The sequence below is a fragment of the Micrococcus sp. GbtcB5 genome, from assembly GCF_019091605.1.
GTDB lineage: Bacteria > Actinomycetota > Actinomycetes > Actinomycetales > Micrococcaceae > Micrococcus > Micrococcus luteus.
In genome coordinates this window covers 1-381 of record NZ_JAGXJK010000108.1, presented here as the reverse complement: position 1 = coordinate 381, position 381 = coordinate 1, and the positions used below count along the sequence as shown (strand labels likewise).

The window sequence follows — 381 nt, the reverse complement described above, 5'->3', positions numbered from 1 at the left end:
ATCACTGGGCAGTCCTCATGGCCGTCAGCGGGTCATTCCCTGGCCACCTATGGGCAGCTTTTCATGGCCGCTTACACCCCTGCGGCCCAGCACCACCCCAGCAGGGTGAACAGTCGCCCCCGGGTCACGTTAAGCATCGGCAGCGTCTGCCCCTTTCCAGCGACGAACCGGCCCGCGCAGCGCTCGCAGTCGAGGGCTATGTGCTGCAGTGGGTACGGAGTCCCGGGGGCGTCCGGGCGTGCGTTCGCTATGAGGGCGTTACGGCGGAATCGCGCGTCCGGGTCCGGCTTGTCCGAGTGCTGACCGATCCAGCCGTCTACGTCGTGCACACGGTTCAGTTCGTCCAGCGCCGCCGCTGCCTTGCGGGCCGGCGGGGTGTCC

At 68.2% G+C, this 381-nt stretch carries 1 protein-coding gene; it reads right to left on the bottom strand.

Going from position 1 to position 381, the window contains the following annotated elements:
- Window positions 1–71 precede the first annotated feature (71 nt).
- Window positions 72–381 (bottom strand): hypothetical protein (locus tag KVS67_RS11660; protein ID WP_217565412.1); only part of this gene is annotated, 310 nt, incomplete at its 5' end.